Raw genomic sequence first — 24001 nt, 5'->3', positions numbered from 1 at the left:
CGGATCAATGGGGCGTCAGGAACGAACGGTCGCTCGCCCCGGTCACAAAATCAACGATCTGACGGACATATTCGCTGTCGTTGGAGGCGCCCAAAGCGCGAACGCGATCCTGAAAAGCACCTTCGCCTTCGGCCAGCATCTTCAACGCCGCTCGGAGCGCACTGATTTCGCTGCGCGGGACACCGCGCCGCTTCAATCCGACCAAGTTCAGCCCGTCCAATTCGCCCCGTGGTGCCTGCACCAGACCATAAGGAATGACATCTGCCGTCACCATGGTGACCGCGCCAATTATGGCCCCCTGGCCGATCCGCACCCATTGATGCACACCCGACAATCCGCCGACGATCACATCATCGCCAAGCTGACAATGGCCCGCAATCGCCGATTGGTTCACGACGATCACCCGGTCGCCAATGATCGCGTCATGGGCGATGTGACAACCTGCCATGAACAATCCGTCATCGCCGACCTTGGTCAACCCACCACCACCTTCGGTGCCGGGGTTCATAGTGACATGTTCACGAATTCGATTGCGCTTGCCGATTTCCAGCCGCGACGTTTCGCCCCTGAATTTCAAATCCTGCGGAATTTCCCCAATGCATGCAAAGGGGAAGATCACGGTTTCCTCACCGACGCGAGTTTGGCCGGTCACCACAACATGGCTTTTCAGAATCACCCGATCTTCCAGCACTACTTCGGCACCCACGATGCAGAATGGTCCAATAGTGCAACCATCACCAATCTGCGCTCCGGGTTCGATTATGGCCGAAGGATGAATTTGTGCAGCCATCCGGTTACTCCTGGCTCGCACTCAGATCCATCATCGCGGTGAATTCGGCTTCGCAGGCCATTTCACCTTCGACCGTGGCCACTCCGGAAAATTTCCACACCTTGCCACCGGGTTTGCCGCGGGTGGTGGTCACGTTCATTTCCAGAATATCGCCCGGCACCACCATGCGGCGGAATTTGGCTTTGTCGATGGCCATGAAATAAACCAGCATATTTTTGTCAGCCATGTCCAGCGCGGTGCCCACCATAATTGCAGCAGTCTGCGCCATCGCTTCGATGATGGTGACCCCCGGCATGATCGGTTTGCCCGGGAAATGGCCCTGAAAATGCGGTTCGTTCATGGTGACATTCTTGATGCCACGTCCCGATTGAAAACCGTCAATATCCACCACTTTATCAACCAGAAGAAAAGGATAGCGATGCGGGATGATCCGTTGGATCAGGGCAATATCCGCTGTCAGAAGCTGCTCGGTCATTTGTGTTTCCTTTCCGACAAACCTGTCGCCGTTGCCAAGTTTCCTAGCAACATGCCCGGGGATGGGCAAGCGGCTGACTAGTCGGGTTGTGTCAAAGGCAAGTCTGCGCCATCGGCAATCTGTTGGTCGACCCTTGCCACAGCGTCTTCGGTTACGTCGATGATTTTCGCACTGAGAAACACATTGCGGCTTTCCACGATCACGGCCGCCCCGGCTTCGGTCATAATACTTTCCAGGATTGGCGAAATCTTCTGCAAGAACTGTCGCCGCGCCGCATCGCTGGTCTGTGCAAGATTGCGCAGTTTACTGGATTGTTCATTGCGAATACGCTGCACCTTGGCATCGAATTCATCCGCCAATACGCGAAAATCCTCCGGCTTCATGTCTGCACGCTTTTGCGTAAGTTGCTTTTCTTCCTCGATCAGCTCGGCTTCGATCCGGCGATTTTCAGCTTCCAGAACCGCAACGTCGGCTTCGAATTCATTCTGCACCCGCTTGCCGAACAGGGACTCCGAATAAAGCTGTTCGGAGTCTATGGTCAGAACCGGACTGCGCACCACTGTTGTGTCCTGAGCTGCGACCGCTGGTGCCATCACAGCGCCACAGACGGCAAGCCAGATCACCCCCCCCCAGTGACGCCAGTTCCAGGACATCAGAATTCGGTCGAAATCGTCAGGTTGAAGGTCTGCTCAATGTCTTCCGTTTCCTTTTGCAAGGCTTTCGACCAGTTAAAGCGCAGCGGCCCAACCGGCGTTGTCCAAAACAGCGAAAGCCCGATCACGTGGCGCAGCGAGAAATCTTCGTAGAGCACTGTTCCGGTCGCCGAACTGGTATCGCCCAAGCCCCAGACCGATCCGACATCGTAGAACACACCACCATGGATGCCGTATTCTTCTGGCAAACCCAGCGGAAATTCAGCTTCGAACCGGGCAACCGCGAACATGTCACCGCCAAGCGCATCATTCGACACCACGTCGCCGCTGCTGTCATAGACGATTTCGCGCGGGCCGATTCCGTCAGGATCAAACCCACGAATCAAGCCGCTGCCGATCTGAAACCGATCAACCGAACGGCTGGCCCCGGTATTGTATTCCAGCAGCCCACCTTCGATGCTGGCACGCAGAGTGATTTCTTCGTTCAACACCTTGGTCTGGGCCACGGCTTTGGCGGTGCTTTTGGTAAAGGTCACGTCGCCGCCCAGCCCGCCGAATTCCTGACCGAACTGGAACAGCACCCCGGAATTGGGATTGAGCCCGCTGCGCCGCGTGTCGAAGCTGTAAGTGAACCCCAGACTGCTGGACAAGATATCTGCCTGAGCAATTTCGTTCCCGACGATGCCGCCATAGCCGGTCGAACCATCATCTATCATCTCAATCTTTTCAGCGCTATAAAACAAGCCTAACCGCCCGTTGTCGCTGACCGGAAAGCTGATCCCCGGTTTGAACCGGATTGAAGTAGAATCGTAATTTGCATAAGCCGTCTCGGTTTCGCGATAACCGATATCCAGATCGAACTGTAACTCGCGCCCCAACAAGGCGGGTTCCGAGAAATTCAACGCATAGACCTTGTTGTCGGTGGCCCCTGAAACCGACAGGTTCAGTTTCTGACCCCGGCCAAGGAAATTATCCTCTTTCAACGTCACCAGAAGACCAAAGCCGGTATTGGTCGAATAAGTGCCCCCGAAGGACAGCGAGCCGGTCGGTTGTTCTTCGACATTGACGTCGACGATCACCTGATCAGGGCTCGATCCTTCCCGCGCTTTCACGTCGGCGTTGGCAAAGAATCCAAGCGCCCGAATTCTTTCCGCACTTTCACGAATTTCGCGCGGGTTGAACGGATCGCCTTCGACAATCTTGAACTGTCGGCGGATAACCCGGTCCATTGTGGTGGTGTTGCCTTCAATATCTATCCGCTCGACAAAAATGCGCGGCCCACGCGACAGAATGAATTCGACATCAAGTGACAAATCACGATCATTACGGGTAATCCGCGGTTCGACACGGACGAAATTCAGTCCCTTTTTATTGGCCAGACGTTCCATCCGTGAGATGGAGTTTTCCACGATGGTTGGGGAATAGATCATTCCTGAACGCATTTTCAGCGATTTCAGGAATTCATCGCTATCCACTTCGGCCAGATCGCTGGTCGCAGAGACCTCGCCAACCCGGAATTGTTGGCCCTCTTCGATGTTGAACGCAATGAAATACCCATCGCGTTCGCGGGTCAGTTCAGCGTTCACGCCGGTAATGCGGAAATCGACGTAGCCACGCGACAGATAGAAATCTCGAAGCACCTGTTTGTCGAATGCGATACGGTCTTCCACAAAGGTGTCACTACGGATCAGCGCACGCAGAATACCGGCCTGTTTGGTCTGTAGCACCCGGCGCAGACGTCCATCGGAATAGGCATCATTGCCGACGATGCTAATGCGTTCGATTTCGGTGATACCGCCTTCGAACACTTCAAAGATCAGATCGACGCGATTGTCGCTTCGACGAATGATTTTTGGGGATACGGTCGCGGACAGCCGCCCTTGCTGATTGTATGCCTCGGCGATGGTCGCGGCGTCACGTTCGGCAACTTTGGGATTGAACACCAGACGTGATTTAGACTGCAACAACGGCAGGACATCCTCATCCTTCAGCCGGCGATTGCCTTCGATATTGATCTTGTTGATCGTCGGATATTCCTTGACCGCAACGACCAAGGTGCCGCCACGTGGGGTAATTTCGACCGTTTCGAACAACCCACTGGCCAAAATGCGCTGATAAGCAGCGTTCAGTTCGCCGGCTGAAATGGTCTTGCCGCGCTCGATTCCCGCATAAGTCAGGATCGTGCCGGCTTCGATCCGTTGATTGCCTTCGATGGTGACCGCATTGAAACGGTAATCCTGGGCCGCAGCAATGTTTGGCAATGACACAAAGGTCATTGAAACAAAAAGAAAAAGGCCCGCAGCCATTTTGCGCAGTTCGATTGCAGTCAAAGCACTATTACCGTGCCGACGCCCAACAAAGTAGGTCATTCAGTCAATCCCGTCAGACATCCCATACCCTGCCTGAGTACCGGGATTGGCAGCGGTTGTCAAAAGCACAAACACCCGCCCAAGAGGTCTGTCGAATGTTGGATGGAATCTTTGGGTTTATCGGTAGCTGGTAAGAAATGCCGTCGCTGTCAATGCGATTGCAATCGCCGAAAGGACCAAAATCCGGTCCCAATTCAGTAGCAGAACAAGACTGAGGCCCCGATATCCGTTGTGAAAAGTATTCATCACACTGCTCCGTGTTCTCGGTGGATGGGGCGCTACAATCGCCCCTGCAGGATCTGCTTACCGCAAAAATACGGCAGCAATTGGGCAAGCCTCCCCGCAAAAACGGAATAGTGGCAAATCCCTCCGGATCAGGGACAGAAAATATCGTTGGTCAGCGCAAACAGCATCAACCCAAGGATCAGCGCCAACCCGGCCCGCATCATGATGTTCAACGCTCGTTCGCTGGGCGGGCGGCCGCTGATCGCCTCATAGCCATAGAAAGCCAGATGCCCCCCATCGAGAATCGGGATCGGGAACAGGTTCAACAGCCCCACGGCAGCAGACAAAACACCAATGAAATAGACGAAGCTCTGCGCACCTTGGCTGGCCATCGCGCCCGATACCTCGGCGATCCCCAAAGGACCGGACATATTGCAGGTGCTGATGGCACCGGTGATGATGTGATAGAGGCCCGACAGCGAACTGCGCACGATATCCCAGGTCAGCGAAATCCCGTTCAGCACCGCATCGCCGATCCCTGGCAACTCGGTCGCCGGCTCCATCAGCGTTGCGCCGACAATCCCGATACGCCAATTCGTTTGAAAACTACCATCAAGCTGCGGTTCATCTACCCGACGCGGTGAAAGGGTAAAGTCCAATGTTTCCCCCGCGCGCCAGACGGTCAGGGCCAAAGCTTTGCCATCACCGGTTTCGACCGCGTCTTTCAATTGCGAAAACGCAAAAACCGGTTCACCGTCCACACTGGTGATCACATCCCCGACCTTGAGGTCGATTTCATAGGCCGCAGAGCGCGGTGCCAGCTGACGGATCGCTGCGGGCATCGGATAGGGTGCCGAAATTTCGACCAGACCGCCATCGCGGCGCACAACATAGTCAAGCTGACGCTGCAACGGCAAGGCGTCGAGGAAATCCGCAAAGGTCGCGTCATTATAAGACGGTACGTCAAGCCCGGCGATTGATACCAATTCATCACCCGGCTGCAGCGCAACAACTTCAGGCATGGGATGCAGATCGCCAACGGTCAGCGGATCCTTGACCATCCCGTTGCTGAACCCAATCAGCGTGAAAACGGTTATCGACAGGATGAAATTGAACACCGGCCCGGCAGCGACCGTTGCCGTGCGCGCCCATAATGGCGCTCCTAACATGGTACTGCGCGATTGATCAGCACCGATTTCGTTCAGCACCGCGTCATCACCGCCAACCGAAGCCGCGTTGGCATCACCTAGGAATTTGACATATCCACCAAACGGCAAAAGCGCGAGCTGCCAACGGGTGCCGCGTTTGTCCACGCGCGAAAACAACACCGGACCAAACCCCAGCGAAAACACCTCGGCCTTGATACCGGACCAGCGCCCTACGATGTAATGGCCATATTCATGCACCGCCACGATCACCGACAAAGCCGCGACAAAGGCCAGCAAGGTCGAAAGCGCGCCGCCAAAGATGGGGATCTGCGAAATAATGTCCAAGCTCTTGCCTCTTTATATTGCTCTACGCGCGTTCCCGGATCAACCGGTCAGCACTCTTACGGGACATTTGGTCGATCCGGGCGACGTTATCAAGGGTGACATCCGCCCGCAGCAGGACCGCGTCCGAGGATATTTCCGACAGCACCTGTTCCACGATTCGTGCCATGTCCAAAAAACCAATGTGTCCCGCGATGAAAAAGTCCAACGCTCGTTCCTTGGCCGCGTTGAACGCCGCCCCTGCCAAACCGCCGGTTTCCATCACTTCCCAAGCCAGCCGCAGCGCCGGATAGCGTGCCGGGTCGGGAGAACGGAAATTCAACTGCCCGATCTTGGCCAGATTCAACCGGTCGACTGGCAACCGCTTGCGTTCTGGCCAGTGCAGAGCATAACCGATGGCATGGCGCATATCCGGTGCGCCCAGATGGGCCATCAGCGCCCCATCATTGAACCCAACCAGCGCATGAACTAAAGATTCAGGATGCACCAGCACCTCTATCTGATCAGGATTGACGCCGAAATATTCCTTAACTTCAATGACTTCCAACGCCTTGTTGAACATCGAAGCGCTGTCGATCGTGATCCTTTGGCCCATATCCCAATTCGGATGGCTGGACGCTTCGGTCAGCGTCGCCGCCGCCAGTTTGTCCAGTGGCCAATCGCGGAACGCGCCACCGCTAGCGGTGATGATGATGCGTTCGACGGCATCAATATCTTCCCCAACAAGCCCTTGGAAAATCGCGGAATGTTCGCTGTCTACCGGCAGTACACGGGCATTATGGCGGCGCGCGGTTTCCATCAACAAGGGTCCGGCCGCGACCAAAGATTCCTTGTTGGCAAGCGCCAGCGTCGCGCCTTGTTCCAGTGCTTTCAATCCCGGTGCCAATCCTGCGACGCCGACGATCGCCGACATCACCCAGTCAGCGGGCCGCTCGGCCGCTTCCAGCAATGCCGCCTGCCCTGCTGCTGCTTCGATCCCAGATCCGGCCAACGCATCCCGCAGGTCGGGCAACAGTTCGGGAAAGGCGGTCACTGCCACCTCGGCGCGCAAATCGTGCGCATCCCGTGCAAGTTGCACGATGTTCCGCCCGCCCGACAACGCCACGACGTCATAGGTTTCGGGCGCACGGGCGATCAGATCGATGGTGTTTTGACCTATCGACCCGGTGGCGCCAAAGATAGAAACCCGTCTCATCCGACACCCGGCAAGAAGCTTGTGAAAAACCCGGCGAACAGCGCCAGCAACAGCGCACCCAGCATGGCGTCGAACCGGTCAAGCACCCCGCCATGGCCCGGAATCAGATTGGAACTGTCCTTAATCCCGACCGTCCGCTTGATGGCACTTTCGGCAACATCGCCCAGTTGCGACGCAAACGCCATGATGACGCTGACAAACACCAATTCCGGGCCGGCGGGGCTTTGAGTCATGAACCATGTCCCAACCAGCGCCGCACCGATCCATCCCGCGATGGTTCCGGACCAAGTTTTTTTCGGACTGACCCGAGGCCAGAATTTAGGCCCGCCCAGAACGCGCCCGGCAAAATAACCGGCAATGTCGCAAACGGCCACGACAGAGACCAGCCAGACAATCCAAATCGGCCCTCCCGCGCGCAAATTAAGGGCGCTAAAGGCCCCCAGCATCACAACCACGCCATAAGCCAGCCAGATCGCGCGATGGCTGCGAACCGATGACAGACCGACCAGAACCGGGGCCAAGACAACCGGCAGCCGCGCAGGTGGCGGCAAGAACGAAACCGCCGCGATGGCAGCGGTGGTCAGCAGCGCCATCCATATCCGCGACGCGCCATTCTCTGGCTCCAGCATCCGCATCAATTCCCAGATCATCAGGCCGGCCAGCACCGCTATCAACGCAATGAATATCGTGCCCCCGGCCCAAATCGCTGCGACACCGACAACAACCATCACCAACGCCGACAGAACGCGCGGTATCAGATCATTCCATTTCGAATCCGCACTCATGCCTTGACCGCACCGAACCGTCGATCCCGGGCCCCATATTTTTTAACCAGATCGGCAAAGATGTCCCGGCTGAAATCGGGCCAAAGCGTATCGATAAATTCATATTCTGCATAAGCCGACTGCCACAGCAGAAAATTGGAAATCCGCGCTTCACCGCTGGTACGGATCACCAAATCCGGATCCGGCAAAACGCAAGTGTCGAGGTATCTAGGCAGGGTTTCTTCATCCACTTCTTCGGGATTGAGTTTGCCTGCGGCTACATCCTGCGCCAATCGCTTGGTTGCGCGGGCGACTTCGTCCCGACCGCCATAATTGAGCGCAATGGTCAGATGCACCCGATCATTTTCAGCGGTCAACAGCTCCAGTTCGTCCATCATGGCGATCAGCTTTTTATCCAGCCGCACCCTGTCACCGATGAACCGCACCCGTACACCTTCGTCGTGCAGCGCCTTGGCTTCCTTGGTGATATAGCGACGAAACAGGCTCATCAACCCGGCCACTTCGACTTGGGTTCGTTTCCAGTTCTCGGTCGAGAAAGCAAAGATGGTGACGTATTTCACCCTCAGATCGGGGCAGGCTTCGACGATTTCGCGCACCCTTCGGGCCCCGGCATGGTGCCCGAACAACCGCGGTCGCCCCCGTGCCTGCGCCCAGCGACCATTGCCATCCATGATGATGGCCACATGGCGCGGACCGGTTTCGGAGGCGGGTTTATTGAGCATCAAATCAATCCGATCAGACCTGCATGATCTCGGCTTGTTTGCCTTCAAGCGCCTGATCGACATTGGAAATGTATTTGTTAGTCAGATCCTGCACTTCGGTTTCCCAGAATTTCTGGTCGTCTTCCGACATGCCGTCAGCTTTCGCTTTTTTCACTTGATCCATCCCGTCGCGACGCACATTGCGGATCGCTACCCGGGCGCTTTCGGCATATTGCGCGGCTACACGGGTCAGATCACGGCGGCGTTCTTCGTTCAATTCCGGGATCGGCAGCATGATGATCGTGCCGTTCAGTTGCGGGTTGATGCCCAAACCACTGTTGCGGATTGCCTTTTCCACCGCGCCCACCATCGATTTGTCCCAGACATTGATGGTAACCATACGAGGTTCGGGCACGTTGATCGTACCAACCTGATTGATCGGGGTTCTCTGGCCATAAGCTTCGACCATCACCGGTTCCAACATCGAAGACGAGGCACGCCCGGTCCGCAACGACGCGAATTCGGTTTTCAGAGCGCCCATGGCCCCCTGCATCCGGCGCTCAAGGTCATCGGTATCAATCATGAAATCTTCGGACATCTTGCTTTTCCTTATCTGGGTAGCGCACGCCTGCCGTTTTGTCCGGCCTGCGTCAGACTAGCCTTAACCGTGAACCGTTGTATAGGTGCCTTGCCCGGCCAGAATGCCCCGGAACCCGTCGGGTTCATCCAGGCTGAAAACAATGATCGGCACGTTGTTGTCGCGCGCCAAAGCAATCGCCGAAGCGTCCATGACGCCCAGATGCTGGGCCAGAACTTCGTCATAGCTGACTCGTTCGAATCGTTTGGCATCGGGGTATTTCACCGGGTCCTTGTCATAGACCCCGTCCACCTTGGTGCCCTTGAAAATCGCCTGGCAGGCCATTTCGTTGGCGCGCAGCGTAGCAGCCGTGTCGGTGGTGAAATAGGGATTGCCGGTCCCTGCGGCAAAGATGCAGACCCGTTTCTTTTCCAGATGGCGCACCGCGCGGCGGCGGATATAGGGTTCGCAAACCTGATCCATCGGAATGGCACTGATCACCCGGGTAAACACGCCCATGGCTTCGAGAGACGATTGCATCGCCAGCGCGTTCATCACCGTCGCCAACATCCCCATGTAATCGGCGGTGGTACGTTCCATCCCCTGCGCCGATCCCTGCAGCCCGCGGAAAATATTGCCGCCGCCAATGACCATGCAGATTTCAACGCCTAGGTCATGGACTGATTTGACCTCGCGCGCGATCCGTTCGACGGTCGGTGGGTGCAGCCCGAATCCCTGCGGACCCATCAGCGCCTCGCCCGAAATTTTCAGCATCACCCGTTTGAATTTAGCTTCAGGAACCGGGGGCGAGAGGGGTTCGGCATCGGCGGCCATTATGTGCTCCGTTTTTCAGGTCTTGGAATTGGCCGCAAAATGTCGGAAATCGCCGCCGGGTTCAATGACAGATGCGGTGAATAGCAGAATTCGCGGCTTCCCTCTTAAAAAAACCAAGGATTGGCTGTATCTCCCCCTCATGATTTCAATCGATGACATCCCTGCCGACCGTCCGGTGCTGATTGCCGGGCCCACCGCTTCGGGCAAATCCGCCCTGGCGCTGGATATCGCGCGGCGGCATGGTGGCGCCATCGTCAACGCCGATGCAATTCAGGTTTATAGCAACTGGCGAATTCTGACCGCCCGTCCCAATAGTGAAGAAGAAGCCGAGCTGGCGCATCGGCTTTATGGCCATGTTCCGGCTCAGGCCGATTATTCGGTCGGACATTGGCTGCGAGAAGTCGCACAGATTTTGGAAAGTGATCCCCGTCCAATCATCGTTGGCGGCACCGGGCTTTATTTTACGGCCCTGACCGAAGGTCTGGCCGATATTCCCGCCACCCCGTCCGCGATCCGCGCCGAAGCCGATGCCCGCATGACGCAAGACGGGCGCGAAGCATTGCTGGCCGAACTTGATCCCGCAAGCCGCGCGCGGATTGATGAACTCAATCCGATGCGGGTGCAGCGTGCTTGGGAAGTGCTGCGCAGCACCGGGCGCGGTATCGCCACGTGGCAGGACGACACTCCGCCACCTCTGTTGCCCTTGTGTGACGCAACGCCGATCCTGTTCGACGTGAGCAAGGACTGGTTAAACGCCCGGATTGCCCGGCGTTTCGACCAGATGCTGGAGCAAGGCGCGCTTGACGAAGCCCGGAACAATCTGGCCGACTGGGATCCCAGCCGGTTGTCATCCAAAGCCATTGGCGCGCCCGAACTGATCGCCTATATCAAGGGTGACCTGACGCTGAATGAAGCCCGCGAAGCGGCCACCATCGCCACCCGCCAATTCGCCAAACGGCAACGCACCTGGTTCCGGTCGAAGATGAAATATTGGACTAAATTCGACCCCGCCAACCCCTGATTGGCGGAAATCCTTTACATATTTCAACATTCTGACAAACTATGGGGCAACCGTCTGTTCACGCACCGCAAACCGTTATGTGCATCAATGACACTTGATCCAAACGCCACCAGAATTTCACTGGATACCACCGCCCGTTTTATTCGTGGCGCACCTTGGCGGCTGTCACTGTTGCATGACGTTTCCGATTATCGGTTGATCTGGACCACCAAGGGCCAAGCGCTGGCGGCTTTGAACGGTCGCAAACGCGGGATCGGTGTGCATTGCGCCATCATCGTGCCTTCCGGTACATTATTTTCGCTTGATCTGGGCCGCACTGGTGCTGGTTTGGTGCTGGCGCTGGACCCCGCTTGGGTGACCGAGGCCAAGTTGCCCGACGCCCCGCAGGTGCTACAGCTGCGAAGCGTGCAGGAACAGGCCGAAATCACCGGCGCATTGGATGCGATCCACAAAGAGGCCCAGTCGGACCAACCGTTTCACGAAGATGCCTGCCGCGCATATGCGGCGCTGTTATCGGTCAGCCTGCGCCGCCGTATTGATGCATTGCCGGAACCACAGCGCATGTCCGGGGCGCAGCGCCTGGTCAACGCCTTCTCTGCACTGGTCAGAAAACACTTTGCCGATGTCATGACGATGGCCGATTTCGCCCGGATCTTGGGAGTCACCCCGACCCACCTGTCCCGCAGTTGTAAGGACTGTTTAGGGCTCACCGCAGCCGATATTCTGGCACAGCGCAGCCTGTATGCCGCACGCGATCTGATCGAAACCACAGATACCCCACTCAAGGACATCGCCGACCAGCTGGGATTTGGCAGCGCCGCTTATTTTTCCCGCTTCATTCAGAACCATACCGGACGATCGCCCCGTGATTTGCGCAACGGCTCAAAGCAACCAGGTCAACATCATAGCCTGACGGCACATGCGTTACTTCAGTCCTCAAGAAAATCTTCGTAGCGCGCATCGGTCAGCGTCTTCAAAAACGCCACCAACGCATCGATCCGATCATCTTCCAGCGCCGGGCCATGGGTCAATTGTTCCATCGACAAGGTACCGTCCACTTCCGGAAGCGCCCAAAGCTGACCAGTTTCCGGGTTGATCTGACGCTTGGCAGCCTTGGAATTGTATTTGTTGTAGAACAGCACCACGGTGCGCAGGTCAGAGAACACACCATTATGCATATACGGCCCGGTCACCGCGACATTGCGCAGGGTCGGCACCTTGAATTTACCCGCTTCGCTTGGATCGTCTACTGCCGGATTATCCAACAATCCGCGATCAACGTGATCCGCACCCAGCCCGTTTTCGGACCGTACCGCGACATTCACCGGCACACCGATATTGTGATATTCATAGTTGGTGAAGGTCTCGGACCGCGATACCGGACTGGCGTTCAACTGATGGCACTGGTTGCAGTTGGTGAACTGTTCGGAAAAAAACAGCAGACGGCCAAGGTCTTCTTGCGGGGTCAACGCCACCTCACCGCGCAAGAAACGGTCGTATTTGGAATCGAACGGGGTAAAGAAATCGGTCCGTTCGAATGCCGCGATGCTTTCGGTCATTGCCGCAAAGGCGCGGTCGGTATCATCAAAGATATCATCAGAAAACAGCACCCGCATCGACATGACATAGTCAGGGTTTTCTTGAAGTCGCATCACCACGCTTGCCTTGTCCGGCATTCCCATTTCCACCGGATTGAGCGGCGGACCGCCCGCCTGCCCGGCCAGATCCGGTTCGCGTCCGTCCAAAAACTGACCACCGACCCAAGCCCCATCCTCGCGCTGATGAAATCGCGGTGAAAAGGCGGCATAACTGGCTGTCGGTGCATTGCGGTCCCCAAGAGAAATCCCATCATCGCCGACCGATACCGCACCACGCCCATCAGCAAAGCCATATTCCGGCTGGTGACAGCTGGCACAGGCCTGACTTCGGTTCTTCGACAGCTCCATGTCGAAGAACATTGCTTCCCCCAAAGCGACCTTGGTCCTGAAAGCAGGTTCTGCGGCGATGGTCGACACGGTCGAAAGCGCCGCCAGAATTGCGGTTCCGACACTCAAATTTCCAAGCGTTGGCATGGGTTACCTTTGCGTACGTTTCGTACCCGCGACACCCGAAGTTTGCGCGATTCTGATTTGTATCGCACAAGTACCTGACAAATTAAATAGGATTTAAAAGACTAGCTGCCCCAGATGACTTTTACGTAATTCCGGGTTTCCTGATACGGTGGCACACCGCCATATTTTTCAACGGCTTCGGGTCCAGCGTTATACGCGGCCAGCGCCAATCGCCATGACCCGAACCGCCGATATTGTTGCGCCAGATACCGCGCACCACCTTCAAGATTTTCGGATGGATCATGTGGATCGACCCCCAGGGTACGAGCGGTCTGTGGCATGAGCTGCGCCAGCCCAAGCGCGCCCTTGGGCGATTTTGCGCGGGAATTAAACCCGGATTCCTGCTGAACAAGACGCAAAAACAAATCTTCGGGTACACCATGGCGCGACGCCGCTGAACGGGCCATATCCAGATAAGGCCCTTTATATTTGCCGCTGAAACCCGCGCTGCCCCATTTGGTCGGCGTATGCACCGTAGCCGGTTTCAGACGCACGGAATTCCTGTATTGGCTGGCTGCACGGTTGTCCAAAACCTTGGTATGAGATTTGAATAGTTTTGTCCGCGATTTGGAGGAAAAAATATCAGCCTCTGCGCCTTCGCCAGCGACCAAAGCCATCGCCATTCCCAATGCCCAAACTATCCGCATTATCGTCACTCACTTCGATGTCCGTGCTTACTATACGCGACACAGCGCAAATTTCCAGCCTCCCCCTCGGATTAGGCAATCGATTGCGCACCATCGCCCTGCAACAATGGCACTGACATCAGATCTTCGATCAAAAGACTGATCAATTCGCCCCGGCCTGAGACCCCCGCTTTGCGGTAAATTGCATTGAGATGGGCCTTGATCGTTCCTTGTGCTGTGCCGCGCAATTCAGCGATTTCGGCGATGGATGCGCCCTTGATCGCAAATCCGGCGACATCTTGTTCGGATGGCGTCAGCCGCCAGTCTTCGTAATAGGCCAGCATCAGATCATGCAGCGCCCCCGAAGCAATCTGCATGCCCCGGGTCAATTGTTCCTGCCGCAACAGCAACCGGATGAGATAGCGGGTTTCAAACACCACCGACAGGATAAGCGTCAGCGCTGCGGCCACTTCCAAGATCAGATGACCGGTATCGCCGGAGCTGAAAATTTGACTGCCCTGCTTGATGAAATCAAAAAAGATATCGGACAGGAAAAAGAACGCTGCAAAGCTCTGGGCCAGGATCAGAAAACCCAGACCCATGCCTGCCCGCAATATGGGATTACCAGATTTCAAAGCTGTTATACCTTCTTGCTCTGCACGGATTTGACACCGGTCACCATCGCCAATGGCAGGTTAACCCCGATTCTGCGGCTTTCCAATATGACCGCGACAACATGAAGCAGCGCCGAAAAATAGACCCAATTGGCAAAGATTTCGTGCATTCCTTCGACCCATTCAACGCCCCAAAATCTAATGGTGGTCATCATGTAACCCGACAGACCAATCATCAGGATTGACGCCCAAAGGTTATAGATCATCAACGCCCCAAGCGGCGTATGGCCCAGATGGATGTGTTTGCGACCGCTGACCATGTCGGACAATTGATCCATTGACGCGGCCGGATCTGGCGGAAAATCGGCAAATCGGGCATGGTGACTGCCGATCAGCCCCCAGATCAGCCGCAACACCACCAGTGCTATAACGGTATAGCCGATGCGGGTATGAAGCTTGCTTTCATCATTGATGACCACTCCGTTCAAAACGATTCCAAGCGCGACGCCCCAATGCGTCAGGCGGACAACCGAATCCCAGACTTTGCAATTTTTCACGTATCTTCCCCTTTCTGTAAGATAGGCACGGGCACCGTTGCAACGCGGTGCCAGCCATGTTCCCATCAATCGTCGCCTTTGGTGGTCATCACTTGCAGCGCGCCATCCAGATAAATTTCCAGCTTCTTGCCATCTTTCAGCGCATAGGCTTCGTAAGAGCCATCTTCGACCTTGATCTTGCGCACCTCGAAACCTTCGTTCGTCAGTTTCTCGACAATTCGGGCACGGATTTCTGGTGTGAGAGCCACCCAGCCTTCGGATGCCAGCACCGGCAGGGTGCTCAAGGTCATGACCAAACCAAAGCCAAGCGCATTCACAGCGTGTTTCATTTCGAAATCTCCCTTTTTGGCGACGTTCGCTTCCCATTTGGGGATGAAGAACAAAGCTGAAGAAAACCATTGGACCGCGATGCTGAATTCGCCCTTTTCACCGCTCTATAACTGCGGTTTATCCCTGTTGGCGCCGTTTTCTGGAAAACTTTACCTTTCCTTCAGGGCGTGGTGTAAGCATTGCTCAAACGACTCGACGGGGAGAAAAAAAATGGCCGGATCGGTAAATAAGGTAATTCTGGTGGGCAATCTGGGCCGTGACCCCGAAGTGCGCAGTTTCCAGAATGGCGGCAAAGTCTGCAATCTGCGGATTGCGACCTCGGAAAACTGGAAAGACCGCAATACCGGCGAACGGCGTGAACGTACCGAATGGCATTCGGTGGCGATTTTTTCCGAACCTTTGGCGCGGATCGCGGAGCAATATCTGCGCAAAGGGTCCAAGGTCTATATCGAGGGCCAGCTTGAAACCCGCAAATGGCAAGATCAATCCGGTCAGGACCGCTATTCGACCGAAGTGGTGCTGCGCCCCTATCGCGGGGAACTGACCCTACTCGACAGCCGCGGCGGCGAAGGCGGCGGCGGTGGCAGCTATGGTGGCGGCGATCAGGGTGGCTACGGCGGCGGCTATGGTGGCAACGATTACGGCGGTGGCAACCAGGGCGGCGGTCAAGATAGCCAGTCTGGCCAAGGCGGCGGAACGTCGTCGCGCGATCTGGATGATGAAATCCCGTTTTGATCTGTGTCAGACCCCAAATTGAAAGCCGCCCGACATGGGGCGGCTTTTTTCGTTCTGGGGCAGCCCTGCAGCGCCCAGCCAATGCTGCATATGCGAAAAACACCCCCGATGCCCCTTTATCTCTGGTCTTTTGACCCGATCCGGTATAGCCGGGCCGCGAACAACCCAAGGACTACCCATGGATCTGCGCAACATCGCCATCATCGCCCACGTTGACCACGGCAAAACCACCCTCGTGGACGAGCTGCTGAAGCAATCGGGTGCCTTTCGTGAAAATCAGGCCGTCGCCGAGCGCGCGATGGACAGCAACGATCTGGAACGCGAACGCGGTATCACCATTTTCGCCAAGCCGACTTCAGTGGAATGGAAAGACACCCGCATCAACATCGTCGACACTCCCGGCCACGCCGATTTCGGCGGTGAAGTCGAACGAATTCTGTCGATGGTCGATGGCGTGGTGCTGCTGGTCGATGCGGCCGAAGGCCCGATGCCGCAAACCAAATTCGTCACCTCCAAGGCACTGGCCCTAGGCCTGCGCCCCATCGTTGTGCTGAACAAGGTCGACAAACCCGATGCCGAACCCGACCGGGCGTTGGACGAATGTTTCGACCTGTTCGCCAGCCTGGGTGCCGACGAGGATCAGCTCGATTTCCCGCATCTTTATGCTTCCGGCCGTAATGGCTGGGCCGATCCTGAATTGGATGGGCCACGCAAGGATCTTCATGCGCTTTACAACCTGATCGTCAATCACGTGCCGGCGCCGAAGCAGATCAAGCACCAGGGCGAAGATTTCAGCATGCTGGCCACCACATTGGGGTCCGATCCCTTTGTCGGACGCATCCTGACTGGCCGGGTCGAAACCGGCAAGCTTAAGGTCGGTGCCACCGTTCAGGCGCTCAGCCGGATCGGGCAGAAAATCGAACAGTTCCGCGTCACTAAGATTCAGGCATTCCGCGGTCTGCAGATGCAGGACATCGAAGAAGCCATGGCCGGTGACATCGTGTCCATCGCGGGCATGTCCAAGGCCACGGTGGCCGACACGATTTGCGCATTGGCGGTCGACGTTGCGCTTGACGCGCAACCGATCGATCCGCCGACCATCACCGTCACCTTCGGTATCAATGACAGCCCGTTGGCCGGCCGTGATGGCAAGAAAGTGCAAAGCCGGGTGATCCGCGAACGTCTGATGAAAGAAGCGGAATCCAACGTCGCCATCAAGATCGCCGACACACCGGGCGGCGAGGCTTTCGAAGTGTCTGGCCGTGGCGAATTGCAGATGGGCGTATTGATCGAAAACATGCGCCGCGAAGGTTTTGAACTATCCATTTCGCGCCCGCAAGTGATCATGCGTGAAGAAAACGGTCAGCGGATGGAGCCGGTCGAAGAAATCACCGTCGATGTTGATGATGAATATTCCGGCGCAGTGATCGAAAAGATCACCGGTGCCCGCAAGGGCGAACTGGTCGAAATGCGTCAGGCTGGCGCCGGCAAGACCCGGATCATCGCTCATGTGCCGTCGCGCGGTCTGATCGGTTATCACGGCGAATTCCTGACCGATACCCGCGGCACCGGCGTGCTGAACCGGGTATTCCACGGCTGGACCCCGTTCAAGGGCGCGATCCCGGGCCGTCGTGCCGGTGTTCTGATTTCTATGGAAGATGGCGAAGCGGTGGCCTATGCGCTGTGGAACCTCGAAGAGCGTGGCAAGATGTTCCTCGGGGCACAGACCAAAGTGTATCAGGGCATGATCATCGGCGAACACAGCCGGGAAAACGATCTGGAAGTGAACCCGCTCAAGGGCAAGAAATTGACCAACGTGCGGGCCTCGGGTACCGATGAAGCGGTCCGTCTGACCACCCCGATCACTCTGTCGCTGGAAGAGGCCATCGCCTATATCAACGACGACGAATTGGTCGAGGTCACCCCGAACGCGATCCGGTTGCGCAAACGCTATCTGGATCCGCACGAACGCAAACGCATGGCAAAAGCCAATAGCTGATACAAAACCCCGGCCTTCGCGCCGGGGTTTTCTTTTGCCCAAGCCCGATGTTGCGCTACTGCTTGAACAACAGTTCGCCGGGGAGGAATGGACAAATGCGCAAATTGCAGTCTCAGGGCATCCACCATATCACGCTGACGGGTGCCGACCGGCAAACATCGATTGATTTCTGGGAAGGCCTGCTTGGCATGCCCTTCGTTTTCGATCAGCCCAATCTGGACAACCCGGACGAAGGCCATCTTTACTTTGACCCAGGTGACGGGCGTCTGATCACGGTATTTACCAATGAAACCCGCAAACCCGATCCGCGCCGCACACCAACCGATCCCGGTTGCGTCCATCATCTGGCGCTCAACGTCAGCAAGGCGACATTTTCTCAGGCGGTGAAACGGTTGGACGAACGCCGCATCAAACATTCCGGGGCCAAGGATCGCGGTTTCATGGATTCGATCTATTTCACCGATCCAATGGGGTTTCTGATCGAACTGGCCTGTTATCGGTTTGAACCACCGATGGGGTGTTCGCACGCCGATGTCATGATCGAGGCGCATAAATTACGTGTCGGGCGCGGTGACTACAACATCCAAGAAGAGCATCTGGCCGATGCCATCGAATTGCTGGTGACGCGGCGGCAGATATCGCTGTCTGAAGACCGGTCAGCAAAGAACCCATACTGAAACAGAAAGGGCGTTGCCCTTTCACGCCTGCCGCGGGCGGGCTGAAGGGGCGCTGCCCCCTCTGCGCGCATGGCGCGCATTCACCCCCGGAGTATTTCACCCAAGATGAACGCCTCAGTCGGTGGTTTCGACGACCATCAACTCACGCTCAGACGCACCGCGCGCGTGGTTAAGTGCTTCTTGGTATTCCGGGCTGTGATAACAAGCGACCGCGGTATCCACGTCGGGGAAACGCGCCACCACGTTGCGCGGCCGTTCCTTGCCTTCAAGTTGCACGAAACGACCCCCACGGGCGATGAATTCACCGCCGTGCTTGGCAATCGCGGGGCCCGCCAATTTGGCGTATTTGCCGTAAGCTTCGTCATCGGTGACGGTCACATGTGCGATCCAAAGTGCGCCCATTTCTTTCTCCTTTGATTTGATCGACTCTTTCGTCCGAAACATACGCATTTCGGCAAAGGGGTCGATCAGAATTTGACCAAACGGTCGAAATCAAATGACCGCCTCGGCCGCCTTGATCGCGGCATCAGCATTCGATGCATCTTTGCCGCCACCCTGTGCCATATCGGGACGACCGCCGCCGCCCTTGCCGCCCAATTCGAGAACCGCCGCCTTGACCAGATCGACCGCAGACACTTTGTCGGTCAGGTCTTTGGTCACGCCCGCAGCCACCGCCACTTTGTCGCCGGTATCAGCAATCAGCAGCACCGCGCCGGACCCGAGCCGGTCCTTATGTTCGTCGATCAGCGCCGGCAGGTCTTTGCCCGACACACCGGTCACCACCTGAGCGAGGAATTTCACCCCATTGATGTCTTTGGCTTCGCCACCGCCCTGCCCGGCGCCACCGGCCATGGCCAGTTCGCGGCGCAGTTGCGCGACCTCGTTGGAGAGTGCCTTGCGTTCCGACAAGAGAGCGTCGACCCGGTCTGCCACTTCAGAAGGCTGCGATTTCAGAGATGCCATCACCGACGCCAGAGTTGCGGCCTGATCGTGCAGATAGTTCAGCGCCGCCTGCCCGGTCAGCGCTTCGATCCGGCGCACGCCAGCGCTGGAAGCGCTGTCGCCAAGGATCACGCACATGCCGATATCGCCGGTCTGTTTCACATGGGTGCCACCGCAGAGTTCGAGAGAATAGGTTTGACCATCCTGTCCTTTGCCGGTTGCGGCCTGGCCCATCGAGACCACCCGCACCTCGTCACCGTATTTTTCGCCGAAAAGGGCCTGCGCCCCGATTTCGCGCGCATCGTCCGGGGTCATGATCCGGGTTTCAACCGATGTGTTCTGACGGATGAAGGTATTTACATCTTCGGTGACCTTGCTCAGCTCGCTATCAGACAATGCCTTGCCATGGCTAAAATCGAACCGCAGCCGGTCCGGGGCATTGAGCGAGCCGCGCTGCGCGACGTGATCGCCCAAGCATTCGCGCAGGGCTTCGTGCAACAGGTGGGTAGCAGAATGGTTGGCCCGGATCGCGGTGCGGCGATCATGATCAACCTCTAGCACCGCGCCTTCGTTCAGCGAAATCTGGCCTTCGGTCACTTCCCCGAAATGGATGAAGACACCGGCGGCTTTTCTTGTGTCGATGATCCGGACAGTCCCGGTTTCGGACTTCAACACCCCGGTATCACCGACCTGACCACCACTTTCGGCATAGAAAGGTGTTTGGTTCATTGCGATCTGTACGCTGTCACCCTTGCCGACCTTGTCAACCTGCATCCCGTCCTTGACCAGCGCGATCACCTGACCTTCCGCGACCTCGGTGTCATAGCCGAGAAAGTCGGTCACGCCCTTATTTTCGGCAATGTCGAACCAGATGGTCGCGTCAGCGGCTTCGCCAGACCCGGCCCAAGCGGCGCGCGCCTTGGCCTTTTGATCATTCATCGCGGAATCGAACCCATCAATATCGACGCTGAGCCCCTTTTCGCGTAACGCGTCTTGGGTCAGGTCGAGCGGGAAACCAAACGTGTCATACAGCTTGAACGCCGCTGCACCGGGCAATGCAGCACCTTCGGGCAGGCCGTCGATTTCATCATCCAGAAGCTTCAGCCCGCGATCCAGCGTCTGCTTGAACCGGGTTTCTTCCAGTTTCAGCGTTTCCTCGATCATCGGTTGAGCCTGACGTAGTTCGGGATAGGCCGCGCCCATCTGGGTCACCAGCGCCGAAACGAGCCGGTGCATAACCGGGTCCTTTGCCCCCAACAGGTGTGCATGCCGCATCGCCCGCCGCATGATCCGGCGCAGAACATAGCCCCGGCCATCATTGCTTGGCATCACCCCATCGGCGATCAGGAAGGAGGTCGAACGCAAGTGATCAGCAATCACCCGGTGATGCACGTTTTTGTCACCGTAAGGGTCGACATTGGTCGCATTCGCGCTGGCCTCGATCAAGTATTTGAACAGATCGGTGTCATAATTATCGTGGCTGCCCTGCAACAAGGCACCGATCCGTTCCAGCCCCATGCCGGTATCGATCGATTGCATGTCCAATGCCCGCATCGAACCGTCTTCGAATTGTTCATTTTGCATGAACACGACGTTCCAGATTTCGATAAAGCGGTCGCCATCTTCTTCCGGGCTGCCCGGAGGGCCGCCCCAGATATGATCGCCATGATCATAAAAAATCTCGGTACAAGGCCCGCAGGGGCCGGTCGGGCCCATCTGCCAGAAGTTGTCCGACGTGGCGATGCGGATGATCCTGTCTTCGGGAACGCCGACCTTTTTCCAGATCTCGAACGCTTCGTCATCGGTGTGATACACGGTGGTCAGCAGCTTCGACTTATCGATGCCGAATTCTTTGGTCACCAAATTCCACGCAAACGGGATCGCTTCGTTTTTGAAATAATCGCCAAAACTGAAATTGCCCAGCATTTCAAAGAAAGTGTGGTGCCGCGCAGTGTACCCAACATTGTCCAGATCGTTATGTTTGCCACCCGCCCGCACACATTTTTGCGCCGTTGTGGCACGTTTGTAATCGCGATGTTCGACCCCGGTGAACAGGTTCTTGAACTGAACCATACCGGAATTGACAAACATCAATGTCGGGTCGTTTCGCGGTACAAGCGGGCTGGAGGACACGACTTCGTGCCCCTGTTTTTCGAAATAGTTCAGAAAGGTCGAACGGACTTCGTTAAGGCTGGGCATCGGTTGGGGTTCCCGGGCAAGACAATGGTCACGCTGATTTATCCCTCTGACGACCCCGTGTCCACAGCAAGTAAAAGGCCGGACGCGCAGAACGCACCCGGCCTTTGGTAATCGGCGATCAAGAAACGCTCAGGCTTCGATGATATCGTCGCCTTCTTCGCGTTTCATGTCGAATTCAAGCCCGTTGGCGGCGCGGATCTTGTCTTCGATTTCTAGCGCCACATCCGAGTTGTCTTTCAGGAATTGCTTGGCATTTTCGCGCCCCTGCCCCAGACGTTCGTCATTATAACTGAACCAAGCACCGGACTTTTCTACCACCCCGGCCTTGACGCCCAAGTCCAGCAATTCACCGGTCTTGGAAATGCCTTCACCATACATGATGTCGAATTCCACCTGCTTGAACGGCGGCGCGACCTTGTTCTTGACCACCTTGACGCGGGTAGCATTGCCGACAACTTCGTCCCGGTCCTTGATCGCACCGATCCGACGGATATCCAGACGCACCGAGCTGTAGAATTTCAACGCGTTGCCGCCAGTGGTAGTTTCCGGGCTGCCGAACATCACGCCGATTTTCATCCGAATCTGATTGATGAAAATAACCATGCATTTCGATCGGCTGATCGAACCGGTCAGCTTGCGCATTGCCTGGCTCATCAGGCGGGCTTGGACGCCGACGCTGCTGTCGCCCATATCGCCTTCGAGTTCCGATTTCGGCGTCAGGGCCGCGACGGAATCGACCACCACCATGCTGACCGCGCCCGAGCGCACCAGCGTGTCGACGATTTCCAATGCCTGTTCGCCGGTATCGGGTTGGCTGATCAGCAGCTCATCCAGATTGACGCCCAGTTTCTTGGCATATTGCGGATCGAGCGCATGTTCAGCGTCAACAAAAGCGCAGATGCCACCTTTTTTCTGTTCCTCGGCAACGCAATGCAGCGTCAGCGTGGTCTTGCCCGAACTTTCCGGTCCGTAAATTTCAATAATCCGACCCTTGGGCAGACCGCCGATACCAAGCGCAATGTCCAACCCCAACGATCCGGTCGATGTCGCCTCGATCTCCTGCACGGCATTTTCACCGCCCAGCTTCATGATAGAGCCTTTCCCAAATTGACGCTCAATCTGGGCCAAAGCGCTATCCAGCGCTTTCTGTTTGTCCGCGTTACGTTTGTTATCCATGGAAAGTAGATCTGCCATTGCCATTTATCCGGTTCCTTATCCCACACCCGCAAGGGGGCGGCAATCACCATAATGTTCTTCTCTTGTTCTTATATTCATCTATGAGATCAAAACAAGAACATTGCAATATCAATTTTGACATATTCAGGTTTGACCGTTTAGGTTAAGGAATGGTTTAATCGGCCGCACAGACTTAAACAAAATGGGCAAAGATCACGATATGTTGGTGTTTTGGAAAGAAAAATTAGTCTTCCTCTCGGTTCCGAAAACCGGCACCACGGCATATGAAAAGGCCCTGTCACCGCTTGCATCGATGACGGTACTGGATCCGCCTGAACTGAAACATGCTCCGCTTTACCGCTACAATCGGTTTTTCCGACCAATGTTCGAAAAGGCTTGCAAGACGCAGATGGAAACCATGGCGGTGATGCGCGAACCGGTCAGTTGGCTGGGAAGCTGGTACCGATATCGCCAGCGCCCCTTCATGGAAGGCAAACCGAATTCGACCCATGAGGTCAGTTTCGACGACTTTGTCAGCGCTTATTGTCAGGAAAAGCCGCCTGGTTTCGCCAATGTCGGCAGTCAGGCCAAATTTCTCGAACCACGCCCCAACGGGACTTCGATTGACCACCTGTTCCGCTATGAAGATCAGTCTGGTTTGATCGCGTTTTTGGAAAACCGGCTATCGATCAAGCTGGATTTGCCGCGTGAAAACGTGTCTCCCAAAATGGACTTGCTGCTGTCGACCGACGTCGAGACCGAGCTGCGCCAGGCGCGGAGCGAAGAATTCGAACTGTGGAACAGCATCAGCGCTTGACCTTAAACGGGCAGAGTTTACTGCGCCACGAGGCATCAAGCCCGTGCGACAGCTCCTCAAGACGCTCAGAAACGCCTTGAGGCAGCTTGTGTTCGGGCTTTCA

At 56.4% G+C, this 24001-nt stretch carries 24 protein-coding genes; 6 read left to right on the top strand and 18 right to left on the bottom strand.

What is annotated here, in order from left to right:
• Positions 1-4 precede the first annotated feature (4 nt).
• The 10 genes from lpxA to pyrH form a co-directional block, all read right to left on the bottom strand.
• Entirely contained in the window at positions 5-790 is a 786-nt protein-coding gene (gene lpxA / locus TG4357_RS18315) for an acyl-ACP--UDP-N-acetylglucosamine O-acyltransferase (RefSeq protein ID WP_058264358.1), read from the bottom strand.
• A gap of 4 nt (positions 791-794) precedes the next feature.
• The gene (fabZ, locus tag TG4357_RS18310) at positions 795-1265 is read right to left on the bottom strand and encodes a 3-hydroxyacyl-ACP dehydratase FabZ (protein WP_058264357.1); all 471 of its coding nucleotides are present in this window, start codon (positions 1263-1265) and stop codon (positions 795-797) included.
• Positions 1266-1342: 77 nt separating this feature from the next.
• Complete coding sequence (locus TG4357_RS18305; RefSeq protein ID WP_058264356.1) at positions 1343-1918, bottom strand: OmpH/Skp family outer membrane protein; 576 nt, start codon at positions 1916-1918, stop codon at positions 1343-1345.
• Positions 1918-4287 carry an outer membrane protein assembly factor BamA gene (gene bamA, locus TG4357_RS18300; RefSeq protein ID WP_058264355.1) on the bottom strand — a complete coding sequence of 790 codons (2370 nt, stop codon included), beginning with the start codon at positions 4285-4287 and terminating at the stop codon, positions 1918-1920. Before bamA ends, TG4357_RS18305 begins: the two co-directional genes overlap by 1 nt.
• A gap of 374 nt (positions 4288-4661) precedes the next feature.
• Entirely contained in the window at positions 4662-6005 is a 1344-nt protein-coding gene (gene rseP / locus TG4357_RS18295; protein ID WP_058264354.1) for an RIP metalloprotease RseP, read from the bottom strand.
• Positions 6006-6027: 22 nt separating this feature from the next.
• Entirely contained in the window at positions 6028-7197 is a 1170-nt protein-coding gene (gene dxr, locus TG4357_RS18290) for a 1-deoxy-D-xylulose-5-phosphate reductoisomerase (protein WP_058264353.1), read from the bottom strand.
• Positions 7194-7982 carry a phosphatidate cytidylyltransferase gene (locus TG4357_RS18285; RefSeq protein WP_058264352.1) on the bottom strand — a complete coding sequence of 263 codons (789 nt, stop codon included), beginning with the start codon at positions 7980-7982 and terminating at the stop codon, positions 7194-7196. The genes dxr and TG4357_RS18285 overlap by 4 nt, the downstream gene beginning before the upstream one ends.
• Positions 7979-8704 carry a polyprenyl diphosphate synthase gene (uppS, locus tag TG4357_RS18280; RefSeq protein WP_058264351.1) on the bottom strand — a complete coding sequence of 242 codons (726 nt, stop codon included), beginning with the start codon at positions 8702-8704 and terminating at the stop codon, positions 7979-7981. The genes TG4357_RS18285 and uppS overlap by 4 nt, the downstream gene beginning before the upstream one ends.
• 13 nt (positions 8705-8717) lie before the next feature.
• Positions 8718-9281: a ribosome recycling factor gene (frr, locus tag TG4357_RS18275; protein WP_058264350.1), complete on the bottom strand. Its 564-nt coding sequence runs from the start codon at positions 9279-9281 to the stop codon at positions 8718-8720.
• A 63-nt stretch (positions 9282-9344) separates the two neighbouring features.
• Positions 9345-10094: a UMP kinase gene (pyrH, locus tag TG4357_RS18270; protein ID WP_058264349.1), complete on the bottom strand. Its 750-nt coding sequence runs from the start codon at positions 10092-10094 to the stop codon at positions 9345-9347.
• Between the two features lie 139 nt (positions 10095-10233).
• On the opposite strand from pyrH, the gene miaA reads away from it, so the two are divergent.
• Complete coding sequence (miaA, locus tag TG4357_RS18265) at positions 10234-11115, top strand: tRNA (adenosine(37)-N6)-dimethylallyltransferase MiaA (RefSeq protein ID WP_139193633.1); 882 nt, start codon at positions 10234-10236, stop codon at positions 11113-11115.
• An 87-nt stretch (positions 11116-11202) separates the two neighbouring features.
• Positions 11203-12069 carry a helix-turn-helix domain-containing protein gene (locus TG4357_RS18260; RefSeq protein WP_074646954.1) on the top strand — a complete coding sequence of 289 codons (867 nt, stop codon included), beginning with the start codon at positions 11203-11205 and terminating at the stop codon, positions 12067-12069.
• On the opposite strand, the gene TG4357_RS18255 is transcribed toward TG4357_RS18260, so the two are convergent.
• From TG4357_RS18255 to TG4357_RS18235, 5 genes are all read right to left on the bottom strand, one after another.
• Positions 12045-13187, bottom strand: a complete 1143-nt coding sequence (locus TG4357_RS18255; protein WP_058264347.1) for a cytochrome-c peroxidase — start codon at positions 13185-13187, stop codon at positions 12045-12047. The genes TG4357_RS18260 and TG4357_RS18255 overlap by 25 nt on opposite strands.
• Before the next feature lie 101 nt (positions 13188-13288).
• Positions 13289-13873 (bottom strand): lytic transglycosylase domain-containing protein, encoded by a 585-nt coding sequence (locus tag TG4357_RS18250; protein WP_058264346.1) that lies wholly within the window; start codon positions 13871-13873, stop codon positions 13289-13291.
• A 71-nt stretch (positions 13874-13944) separates the two neighbouring features.
• Positions 13945-14454: a helix-turn-helix transcriptional regulator gene (locus tag TG4357_RS18245; RefSeq protein ID WP_058264345.1), complete on the bottom strand. Its 510-nt coding sequence runs from the start codon at positions 14452-14454 to the stop codon at positions 13945-13947.
• 38 nt (positions 14455-14492) lie between these two features.
• Positions 14493-15023 carry a cytochrome b/b6 domain-containing protein gene (locus TG4357_RS18240; protein WP_058264472.1) on the bottom strand — a complete coding sequence of 177 codons (531 nt, stop codon included), beginning with the start codon at positions 15021-15023 and terminating at the stop codon, positions 14493-14495.
• A 65-nt stretch (positions 15024-15088) separates the two neighbouring features.
• Complete coding sequence (locus TG4357_RS18235; protein ID WP_074646952.1) at positions 15089-15352, bottom strand: PepSY domain-containing protein; 264 nt, start codon at positions 15350-15352, stop codon at positions 15089-15091.
• 211 nt (positions 15353-15563) lie between these two features.
• Between TG4357_RS18235 and ssb the strand changes: the two genes are divergently transcribed.
• The 3 genes from ssb (at position 15564) to TG4357_RS18220 (ending at position 18764) form a co-directional block, all read left to right on the top strand.
• Positions 15564-16088, top strand: coding sequence for a single-stranded DNA-binding protein (ssb, locus tag TG4357_RS18230; RefSeq protein ID WP_058264343.1), 525 nt, complete (start codon positions 15564-15566; stop codon positions 16086-16088).
• A gap of 178 nt (positions 16089-16266) precedes the next feature.
• Positions 16267-18087, top strand: a complete 1821-nt coding sequence (typA, locus tag TG4357_RS18225; protein ID WP_058264342.1) for a translational GTPase TypA — start codon at positions 16267-16269, stop codon at positions 18085-18087.
• 95 nt (positions 18088-18182) lie between these two features.
• On the top strand, positions 18183-18764 hold the full coding sequence (locus tag TG4357_RS18220) for a VOC family protein (protein WP_058264341.1): 582 nt from the start codon (positions 18183-18185) through the stop codon (positions 18762-18764).
• A gap of 114 nt (positions 18765-18878) precedes the next feature.
• Here TG4357_RS18220 and TG4357_RS18215 read toward each other — a convergent pair whose 3' ends face one another.
• The 3 genes from TG4357_RS18215 to recA form a co-directional block, all read right to left on the bottom strand.
• A complete protein-coding gene (locus TG4357_RS18215; RefSeq protein WP_058264340.1) occupies positions 18879-19166 on the bottom strand; it encodes a DUF1330 domain-containing protein in 288 nt (95 codons plus the stop codon).
• 90 nt (positions 19167-19256) lie between these two features.
• Positions 19257-21905 carry an alanine--tRNA ligase gene (alaS, locus tag TG4357_RS18210; protein WP_058264339.1) on the bottom strand — a complete coding sequence of 883 codons (2649 nt, stop codon included), beginning with the start codon at positions 21903-21905 and terminating at the stop codon, positions 19257-19259.
• Positions 21906-22034: 129 nt separating this feature from the next.
• Positions 22035-23105, bottom strand: coding sequence for a recombinase RecA (gene recA, locus TG4357_RS18205; protein ID WP_058264338.1), 1071 nt, complete (start codon positions 23103-23105; stop codon positions 22035-22037).
• A gap of 196 nt (positions 23106-23301) precedes the next feature.
• Between recA and TG4357_RS18200 the strand changes: the two genes are divergently transcribed.
• A complete protein-coding gene (locus TG4357_RS18200; RefSeq protein ID WP_058264471.1) occupies positions 23302-23898 on the top strand; it encodes a sulfotransferase family 2 domain-containing protein in 597 nt (198 codons plus the stop codon).
• The last annotated feature ends 103 nt before the right edge of the window (positions 23899-24001 follow it).

Source organism: Thalassovita gelatinovora (assembly GCF_001458355.1).
In the GTDB taxonomy this organism is placed as follows: domain Bacteria; phylum Pseudomonadota; class Alphaproteobacteria; order Rhodobacterales; family Rhodobacteraceae; genus Thalassobius; species Thalassobius gelatinovorus.
This window is presented reverse-complemented; position numbering and strand designations above follow the sequence as displayed.

Coding starts and splice junctions, on each gene's coding strand:
- pyrH (WP_058264349.1), bottom strand. CDS start 10,094: ATGGCCGCCGATGCCGAACCCCTCTCGCCCCCGGTTCCTGAAGCTAAA.
- recA (WP_058264338.1), bottom strand. CDS start 23,105: ATGGCAATGGCAGATCTACTTTCCATGGATAACAAACGTAACGCGGAC.
- frr (WP_058264350.1), bottom strand. CDS start 9,281: ATGTCCGAAGATTTCATGATTGATACCGATGACCTTGAGCGCCGGATG.
- TG4357_RS18285 (WP_058264352.1), bottom strand. CDS start 7,982: ATGAGTGCGGATTCGAAATGGAATGATCTGATACCGCGCGTTCTGTCG.
- typA (WP_058264342.1), top strand. CDS start 16,267: ATGGATCTGCGCAACATCGCCATCATCGCCCACGTTGACCACGGCAAA.
- TG4357_RS18255 (WP_058264347.1), bottom strand. CDS start 13,187: ATGCCAACGCTTGGAAATTTGAGTGTCGGAACCGCAATTCTGGCGGCG.
- TG4357_RS18305 (WP_058264356.1), bottom strand. CDS start 1,918: ATGTCCTGGAACTGGCGTCACTGGGGGGGGGTGATCTGGCTTGCCGTC.
- ssb (WP_058264343.1), top strand. CDS start 15,564: ATGGCCGGATCGGTAAATAAGGTAATTCTGGTGGGCAATCTGGGCCGT.
- bamA (WP_058264355.1), bottom strand. CDS start 4,287: ATGACCTACTTTGTTGGGCGTCGGCACGGTAATAGTGCTTTGACTGCA.
- dxr (WP_058264353.1), bottom strand. CDS start 7,197: ATGAGACGGGTTTCTATCTTTGGCGCCACCGGGTCGATAGGTCAAAAC.
- TG4357_RS18200 (WP_058264471.1), top strand. CDS start 23,302: ATGTTGGTGTTTTGGAAAGAAAAATTAGTCTTCCTCTCGGTTCCGAAA.
- TG4357_RS18245 (WP_058264345.1), bottom strand. CDS start 14,454: ATGGGTCTGGGTTTTCTGATCCTGGCCCAGAGCTTTGCAGCGTTCTTT.
- alaS (WP_058264339.1), bottom strand. CDS start 21,905: ATGCCCAGCCTTAACGAAGTCCGTTCGACCTTTCTGAACTATTTCGAA.
- TG4357_RS18215 (WP_058264340.1), bottom strand. CDS start 19,166: ATGGGCGCACTTTGGATCGCACATGTGACCGTCACCGATGACGAAGCT.
- lpxA (WP_058264358.1), bottom strand. CDS start 790: ATGGCTGCACAAATTCATCCTTCGGCCATAATCGAACCCGGAGCGCAG.
- TG4357_RS18250 (WP_058264346.1), bottom strand. CDS start 13,873: ATGCGGATAGTTTGGGCATTGGGAATGGCGATGGCTTTGGTCGCTGGC.
- TG4357_RS18235 (WP_074646952.1), bottom strand. CDS start 15,352: ATGAAACACGCTGTGAATGCGCTTGGCTTTGGTTTGGTCATGACCTTG.
- TG4357_RS18220 (WP_058264341.1), top strand. CDS start 18,183: ATGCGCAAATTGCAGTCTCAGGGCATCCACCATATCACGCTGACGGGT.
- TG4357_RS18260 (WP_074646954.1), top strand. CDS start 11,203: ATGACACTTGATCCAAACGCCACCAGAATTTCACTGGATACCACCGCC.
- uppS (WP_058264351.1), bottom strand. CDS start 8,704: ATGCTCAATAAACCCGCCTCCGAAACCGGTCCGCGCCATGTGGCCATC.
- miaA (WP_139193633.1), top strand. CDS start 10,234: ATGATTTCAATCGATGACATCCCTGCCGACCGTCCGGTGCTGATTGCC.
- fabZ (WP_058264357.1), bottom strand. CDS start 1,265: ATGACCGAGCAGCTTCTGACAGCGGATATTGCCCTGATCCAACGGATC.